Origin of the sequence: Acetobacterium sp. UBA5834, from assembly GCF_002435675.1 — a bacterium.
GTDB classification, from domain to species: domain Bacteria; phylum Bacillota; class Clostridia; order Eubacteriales; family Eubacteriaceae; genus Acetobacterium; species Acetobacterium wieringae.
Window position 1 is genome coordinate 1 of sequence record NZ_DJGY01000037.1, and the last position, 8924, is coordinate 8924.

General features: G+C 35.4%; 2 protein-coding genes and 1 pseudogene. 1 reads left to right on the top strand and 2 read right to left on the bottom strand.

Annotation, left to right across the window (positions count from 1 at the left end):
* Nucleotides 1–29 precede the first annotated feature (29 nt).
* Nucleotides 30–905: pseudogene (locus B3F51_RS07925) on the top strand (DUF3644 domain-containing protein); the annotation flags it as partial.
* A gap of 492 nt (nucleotides 906–1397) precedes the next feature.
* On the opposite strand, the gene gmtX reads toward B3F51_RS07925, so the two are convergent.
* Together gmtX and gmtZ are read right to left on the bottom strand one after the other, a co-directional pair.
* Complete coding sequence (gene gmtX / locus B3F51_RS07930; RefSeq protein WP_026395895.1) at nucleotides 1398–2051, bottom strand: gamma-mobile-trio protein GmtX; 654 nt, start codon at nucleotides 2049–2051, stop codon at nucleotides 1398–1400.
* The gene (gmtZ, locus tag B3F51_RS07935; protein ID WP_349680206.1) at nucleotides 2048–8893 is read right to left on the bottom strand and encodes a gamma-mobile-trio integrase GmtZ; all 6846 of its coding nucleotides are present in this window, start codon (nucleotides 8891–8893) and stop codon (nucleotides 2048–2050) included. The genes gmtX and gmtZ overlap by 4 nt, the downstream gene beginning before the upstream one ends.
* Nucleotides 8894–8924: the final 31 nt, after the last annotated feature.

The window sequence follows — 8924 nt, forward strand, 5'->3', positions numbered from 1 at the left end:
TGAACTATTATTGACAATTCCATAACAACCCACAAATAACTTTCAAGTCAGAGACGTTCATCACGCTTTCTATTATTGCATGGACTTATCTCATGCACGCGTATTATCGTGGTGAAGGAATTGAGTATCGCTATTTTAAGAAAAAGGGAAAAAGGAAGCAATTTGATAAGACACACCGAGGCGCAGATAAATATTGGGAACTTGAGAAATGTCTCGATTTCAAGGATTGTCCGCTTGATATCGGAACAAAAAACAATCTCAAGTTTCTGATTGGCATCCGGCATGAGATTGAACACCAGATGACAAATCAAATTGACGACTTCCTTAGCGCCAAGCTTCAAGCCAGTGCTATAAACTATGATTTCTACATTATAAAATTTTTCGGGAGTAAATATTCTGTTTCAAAGGATTTAGCGATTTCAATACAGTTTTCAGAAATAACTCCCACTCAGCGAAAGCAGCTGCTGTCAACTGAAAAGCTAACGAGCAATGTTAGAAATTACATTTCAGAATTTGAAGATTCCTTGACTGATTTTGAACTGAAAAACAACCGGTATGCCTACCGCGTACTCTATACCCCTATTAACGCTAACCGTAAAGGTCAAGCAGATAGAGTCATAGAATTCGTTAAACCAGATTCCTCAATGGCAAGTGAAATCGAGCGTGTATTGATAAAAGAAACGGAACGAACTAAGTTTCTCCCAGGTGAGATTGTTAAACAACTGCAAGATGAGGGCTACACAAAATTTCGAATGGCGTCACATACTGATTTGTGGAAATCCAATGATGCTAAAAATTCAAGTAAAGGGTATGGAGCTCAAGTCAGCAAACAATGGTACTGGGACACACAGTGGTTAGAATTTGTACGTCAACACTGCAAGAACGCTGGAGAGCAATACAAATAGTAATTTTGCTCACGGTAACGAGCGAAATGTGTAAAATGATATTTTTGTATTGCCTACGAAGATAAGTCTGAAACATCTTAAGTATTAAGCTCACCTAGTTTTGATCATAGCAAACAAACCATCAAGTGATGGTTGAAAAAAAGTATTAGTTGAATGATCAGGTGTCAGTGAAAGCTCCGAAAAAGTCGGCTTTGAAAAAAATAATATGAATTATTTACAAAACTACCGCAAAATTATTCGATTCTCGCAAGAAAAAGCATATTAATCGGGCTTTTAGGCATAATCTGATCAATACATTTGACGTATTCTGCAAGCTGAGTAAGCAACATTTCACGTTTTCTTGTATCCTTTAGTTTTTCGGAGGTTTCCCAGTTAGGATCTTTTTATTTGATGAGTTTATTTATTATTTTAGATTTTAAAACATTTAATAAACGGTTCTTTATGGAAGAATTGCGAACGTCTGGACAGGGTGGTGGATCACATCTGAAATACTCAAGTATAGTCTTCTAAAATTTTTTTAATAGCCGTAATGAACCCAGGTTTGAATATACGGATACCATTTTTTTCCACCCGGCCACGTTCGTCTGTGGTCCAATCTTGACTTTTCATAAGTTCATCAGAAATAGCATGCCTTAATGCTTCTATTTCAGTGTTAGTGAGCTTGCGGGATGGAAATGCAATCGATTCATTTGAGTCTCCGCTTGAGGAGGGTCCATTTAATCCTGGTTTATATAAAGTCACTTCTGCTATCTTAAGTATATGATTTTCATTCCGCAAACTGCGATTTTCTCTTAAGATCATTCCGACATAAGCCTTGGTCGTTGGATCAGAAATGCCGTTTAAAATTTCATCATCAGTATTAGAAAAAACTTCTGCTTTCTTGTTTTTCTTAATTGATCCATTTGTAAATTGTGCCCAATTTTTTATTAAAGCTCTATAATCCGAAGCTGCTTTATTGCGTAGTGATTGTTCACTAGGTCCACCTTTATCGGCAAGAAGAGTTGCTATTTTTGCAATTGAAAAGTCAGTGTTTCCATGTTCAGCTTGTTCTTTGCAGACGGAATTAATCAATTCAAGTGTGCTTTTTTTACGAGTTGAAGCATCTTTGCAAAGCGCTTCCAAAAATTCATCGGGATGTGCAATCATATGGTTTCAGCCTCCTTGAATATTGTGTTTGTTTTTTCGGAATCGGGAAGTAGCTTGATATTCGATTGATCTAAAATGAGGGTATTGTTTTCTAATTTTACAGATTTGATTTCTTCGTCAAACTCAAGAACCATTCCTATTTCTTCAAGCTTTTTTCGTCCTACAGCGAAAGGAATAGCATCTTTTAAGCTTCCAGATCGATTCATTATTAATCTCATCCATTGATTTCCTGCTAAGAGTTGTTCTTTTTCAGTCAACAAGAACATTATAGGTTTTTTATCATTCATCGCAAGTGTTGAATCAATAATTTGCGATCTTTGTAATATCGCTTTGCTTGCATCGGTTGATGGAAATATTTCAGCTCCATTGCAGATTGTTTGGATTTGTTCCAATGCATCATCTGCATTGGTTAATGATAGCTGGAGATCTTCTAATGTTCCTGAAGTAATCAATTGAAGGTTTTCTTCTTGAGTGCTTTTTTCTATTATCGACATGCATTTTGCAATCAAGTAGAAAGTTCCATTGTAGTCATTTGCCAATTTATCATTCTTCTGAATTTCCAGAGAATGCAAGTTTTCCAGTTGTAGTAATTTTGCTTGTTTTGTAAATAAGTGACCATTATTATCACAGTCATACTTGAAATCTTCAAGGGCATGGATTTCTTTTTCAAAACTAATGATTTTTTTTCCTGCTTCGCTCATATTATAGCTTAATACGTTGAAATGATGAATCAGTCCCGGTAAAAAGGCTGGGCTAGTGATAAACCAACGACAACGGACACAATTTTGTTCCGGATATCCGGGGACTGGTCCATAGTAGGTTGTACCAGTATCGTCATTATCATAAACACCTCCGCTGTCACAGCCAAAATTTGATTTAGGGCAAATGCCTAAGTCGCCTTTTATTATACTTGCACCAGATCCTTGAGAATTGATTACTGCTTGATAGGCAATTAGATCGTTGCTCGCACTTGAAGTTTCTAGCTGATTATATTGGGCATCCCGCAAAAATCGTCTAAACGATTCTTTGTCATTTTCAAGAATATTGTTTTCAGCTTCGGTCATTTTATCTGTTACATATGAGATACCTGCTTTTGTGTAATATAGAGTCATAATAAGTCGTGCATGACCGGCTATGGCTTTGCTTAGAATCGGCATTGGAACACCACCCTCCAAAGCATATGCAGTAATTAAAGAAACTCTTAAAGCATGTAAAGGATAAAATGTTTGCGTATCATTTCCTTGACTACTAGACTGATAAACAAACTTTATTTCTTTTTCTTCATTAGATTCACTATTTTTATTTATTTCATTTTCAAGTTCGATTAACAATTTAAGCCATAAGGTTTTAATGACTGATTCGGTCATGGGTAAATGTTCTTCGTTAACTGATTTAATATTTCTAAAAAGGAAAGCTGTTTCTCCCATTTGTTTCAGAACTCTAGTGGCTTTTACTCCGCCTAAATGCTTTCGCTTTAGTTCTGTCCAAGATGCAAGTTTATTTAATGGATTATATTTTTGCTGCCAATTGCGAAGTTTTGCAAGCCAATACAATGCTTCTTCATTTTGCCAAGGGATTTCGTATCCTTTTTGATCTGCGTCTTTATTTATATCCGCTGTTTTATTCGTGTTTATGAAGAAACCAGTCATCTCTTGTTTGGTGATAGGATCTTTGAAGTAACGAAAAGCACCTTTTTCTGAAGGGTGTTTATTTGTTCCTTTTTTGAAAGGACCATTATTTTTAGTCCAGTAACCTGCTTCTTCCCGTTTTGTTTGTTGATATATATAGGTATCTGCTTCTCCTGAATCAAGCATTCTCACTTGATATGTTCTTAAAGGTAATAGTAGTTTCATATAGAGAGCAACAGAAATGGCCGGTGACCATATCTCATAAACCCAGCCATTGAAACCTTTATTAGTTCGTTCTTTTACAGTCGGTTTTCTCTTTTTCCATACGCAATCAGGGTCATTTTTATCGATAAGTGATTTGTCAATTCTAATCCAACTACCTCCTTGAACCGAATGGGTTATACTCTGGGCATATTGCCAATCGGAGAAGTTTGTAGCATTATCAGGACATAACATTGAACGTAGATTTTTGATATATCGATACGGTAGTACATTTTTATTAGACTCACTGAGATTAATATTATTTAAACTTGAATTATCGGGAATGAATTTTTTGATAGGATTGTGAAATTCATACGGAATCCGCATTCGCCCAAAATCGTCCGGAAATGAAAACTTGTTTTTTAGTACCCAATCAATAAAAACATTGGTTTTCTTTATAAGCGAAATTGCACTTGATCTTTTAAAATTTGAAAAACACAGTTCAAAGTAATTTGGGGCATTAAAACTAATATTTAAAAACTGGCGAGGATCTTTTGTTATATGTTGATTATAAAGATAAACTTCAAAAAATTTATTAACAGCTTGTATTGCTGTATCAAGTCCAGTATATTGTTCTTTTAGCCACTCTTCAGCGTATTGTCTCCACTCTTCAAAATCAGAGTTTAAATTTAAGACCCAACTAAAAGTTCTATCGTCTGATTTTTGGAAGTGTTGAATAATAGGAATGAATTTTCTAATGGGATTACAATATCCTCCAGAAATTAAAACATTACCATTTTCATCTTTAACGGAATAGTAGTTTTCTAATACCCAATCGATAAACAAACTTACATTTTGAGATTGAGAAATTGGCGTAGATGATTCTTTATAGTTATTATAGCAAATTTTATAAAAATCTGGAGCCTCAAAACTCTTGCTTAAAAAAACGCGTGGATCTTTAGTAATGTGTTGTTCATAAAGATAGTTCTCAAAAAATTTAAAAAGACTTATCCTTGCATCGTGTTTTTCATACTCTGTATCTTTAGATTCACACCATTTTTTTGCGTATTGTTGCCATCTCTCAAAATCAGGATCTAATTCTAGAATCCAACGGAACGATATGTCATTTCGCTTCATGTGGAGTATCGCTGGCTTTGGAATAGAATCTTTGATAGGGTTATGATATCCTTTAGAAATCAGCGTTTCTCCATGGACATCTTTATCAGAGAAGTAATTCTCCAACACCCAGTCTATGAATGAACTAGTTTTCCTGGCAAAATAAGAGTTTATGGGACGATCTTTGCAATGACCATAGCAAATATTGTAAAAATTCGGAGTTTTAAAACTTGTACTTAGAAATTTGGCAGGATCTTTAGTAATGTGTTGCTCATAAAGATAAACTTTAAAAAATGTTGAAACTGATTGCTTTGTCACTTTTATTCCACTGTCTATAGTTTTCATCCATTCTGCTGCGTATTGTTGCCATTCCTCAAAATCAGGATCTAATTCTAAAATCCAACGGAATGACAAGTCATTTCGCTTCATAAAGCTTATTTTTGGCTTTGGAATAGAATCTTTGATAGGGTTATGATATCCTTCAGAAGTTATTTTTTCTCCAGAGTCATCGTCATTAGTAACGGGAAAGTGGTTTTCCAACAACCAATCTATGAATGAGCTTAATTTTCTGGCTTTAGAGAGGTGTGCTCTATAAGTATCTTTTGATAGATTTTTACTATGACCATAGCAAGTTTCAAAATAATCCGGAGCTACATAATTGACACTTAAAAATTTTTCTGGATCTTTCGTAATGCGCTGTTCGTAAAGATAGCGCTTAAAAAAATCTGCAACCGAGTTTTGTGCCATTGACACACCGATATCAATAGTTTTCATCCATTCTGCAACGTATTGTTGCCATTCCTCAAAATCAGGATCTAATTCTAAAATCCAGCTGAATAATGTAACATTTTTTTTGCCTGAATTTCTTTTTCGCATTGGAATAGAATCTTTGATGGGGTTATGATAACCATCGGAAACCAACGTTTCTCCATTGTCATCTTTAACTGATAAGTAATTTTCCAAGACCCAGTCAATGAATGAACTTGTTTTTCTGGCCTCAGAAGCGCTATGAGATTTATGTTTACTATGACCATAGCAAATTTCAAAATAATCCGGAGCCTCAAAACTGGTACTTAAAAACTTGGCAGGATCTTTGGTAATGTTTTGCTCATAAAGATAGCGTTTGAAAAAGACTGTAACCGATCCTTTGGTTGATAATACATCAGTGTCTATGGTTTTTAGCCAATCTTCAGCATATTGTTGCCATTGCACAAAATCAGGATCTAATTCTAGAATCCAACGGAATGCTGTACCATCAGGTTTGGATGATTTTCTCTTTCGTATTGGAATAGATTTTTTGATAGAATTATGATAATCTTCGGAAACCAGGGTTTCTCCATCTTCAGTTTTAACGGAGAAGTAGTTTTCCAAGACCCAGTCAATGAATGAACTTGTTTTTCTGGCCTCAGAAGCGCTAGGAGATTTATGTTTACTATGACCATAGCAAATTTCAAAAAAATCCGGAGCCTCAAAGGTAATGCTTAAAAATTTGGCAGGATCTTTGGTAATCTGCTGCTCATGAAGGTAGCATTTGAAAAAGACAGTAATCGATCTCCTTGCTGATGATAGTCCACTGTTTAGCGTTCTAAACCAATTTTCTGCGTAATGTTGCCATTGTTCAAAATCAGGATCTAGTGCTAGAATCCAACGCAATGATAGGTCGTTTCGTTTCATGGCGTGGATCTTTGGTAGTGGAATAGATTTTTTGATGGGGTTATGATAGTCTTCGGAAACTAGGGTTTCTCCATCTTCAGTTTTAACGGAGAAGTAGTTTTCCAAGACCCAGTCTATGAATGAACTTGTTTTTCTGGCACAAGAAGGACCATTAGATTGTTCATTATAATGACCATAGCAAATTTCAAAAAAATCCGGAGCCTCAAAAGTAGTGCTTAAAAATTTGACAGGATCTTTGGTAATGTTTTGTTCATAAAGATAGCTTGTGAAAAAGATTCGAATTGAGTGTTTGGCTACTTCTATTCCACTGCCTATAGTTTTCATCCATTCCTCTACATATTGTTGCCATTTTTCAAAATCAGGATCTAATTCTAGAATCCAACGGAAGGATAGGTCGTTTCCTTTCATGGCGTGAATCTTTGGTAGTGGAATAGATTTTTTGATAGGATTATGATAATCTTCGGAAACCAGCGTTATTCCATCTTCAGCTTTAACAGAGAAGTAGTTTTCCAAGACCCAGTCAATGAATGAACTTGTTTTTTTGGCATTAGAAGCGCTAGTAGATCGGCTGTTACTATGACCATAGCAAATTTCAAAAAAATCCGGAGCCTCAAAGCTGGTGCTTAAAAATTCGGCAGGATCTTTGGTAATGTGTTGCTCATAAAGATAGAGATTAAAAAAATCTGCAACCGATTTTCTAGCTACTCCTTTATTAGTGCCTATAGTTTTCATCCAATCTTCTGCGTAATATTGCCATTGCGCAAAATCAGAATCTAATTCTAAAATCCAACGGAAGGATAGGTCATTTCGTTTCATGAAGTAAACTGTTGGCTTTGGGATAGATTTTTTGATTGGGTTATGATAGTCATCGGAAACTAGCACTTCTCCATCTTCAGTTTTAACGGAGAAGTAGGTTTTCAGCACCCAGTCAATGAATGAGCTTGTTTTTCTGGCACTAGTAGGTGCATTAGATGTATCTGAATAATGGCCATAGCAAATTTCAAAAAAATCCGGCACCTCAAAAGAGGTGCTTAAAAATTCGGCAGGATCTTTGGTAATGCGTTGCTCGTAAAGAAAGCGTTTAAAGAAGAGCGTAATCGATTTTCTGGTTACTCGTATACTAGTGTCTATAGTTTTCATCCATTCTTCTGCATAATATTGCCATTGCACAAAATCAGAATCTAATTCTAGAATCCAATGGAAAGATAGGTCGTTTCGTTTCGTAGCGTAAACTGTTGGTTTTGGGATAGATTCTTTGATAGGGTTATGATAGTCTTCAAAAATCAAGGTTTTTCCATCTTCAGTTTTAATGGAAAAGTAGTTTTCCAAGACCCAGTCAATGAATGAACTTGTTTTTCTAGCACTAGTAGGTGCATTAGATAGTTTTGAATAATGACCATAGCAAATTTCAAAAAAATCCGGAGCCTCAAAAGAGGTGCTTAAAAATTTGGCAGGATCTTTGGTAATATGTTGCTTGTAAAGATAGGTTTTCAAAAAGGTAGTAATTGATGTTCTAGCTACTGATATTCCACTGTCTAAAGTTTTCATCCATTCTTCTACATATTGTTGCCAGTTTTCAAAATCAGGATCTAATTCTAAAATCCAGCTGAATGTGGAGTCATCATGTTTGAATGGAATTTTTTTCCGGGCTGGAATAGACTTTTTGATAGGATTATGATAGTCTTTGAAAACTTGGGTTTTTCCATCTTCAGTTTTAACGGAGAAGTAGGTTTCCAAGACCCAGTCAATGAATAAACTTGTTTTTCTGGCATCAGAAGCGCGATGGGATAGATCTTTTCTATGACCATAGCAAATTTCAAAAAAATCCGGAGCCTCAAAGCTGGTGCTTAAAAACTTGACAGGATCTTTGGTAATGTGTTGTTCATAAAGATAGAGCCTAAAAAAATCTGCAACCGATTTTTTGGCTTCTGATATACCAATATCCATAGTTTTCATCCATTCTTCAGCGTATTGTTGCCATTCTGAAAAAGCAGGATCTAACTCTAGAATCCAACAGAATGCTGTATCATCGGGTTTGAATGAATTATTTTTTCGGGCTGGAATAGATTTTTTGATAGGATTATGATAGTCTTCGGAAACCAGCTTTTTTCCATGGTCATCTTCAACAGCGAAGTAATTTTCTAAGACCCAGTCAATGAATGAACTTGCTTTTCTAGCACTATGAGGACCTTTAGATTGTTCATTATAATGACCATAGCAAATTTCAAAAAAATCCGGAGCCTCAAAACTGGTA

Bases quoted from the DNA above. Each gene is read 5' to 3' on its own strand.
- gmtX (WP_026395895.1), bottom strand. From the start codon at position 2,051: ATGATTGCACATCCCGATGAATTTTTGGAAGCGCTTTGCAAAGATGCT.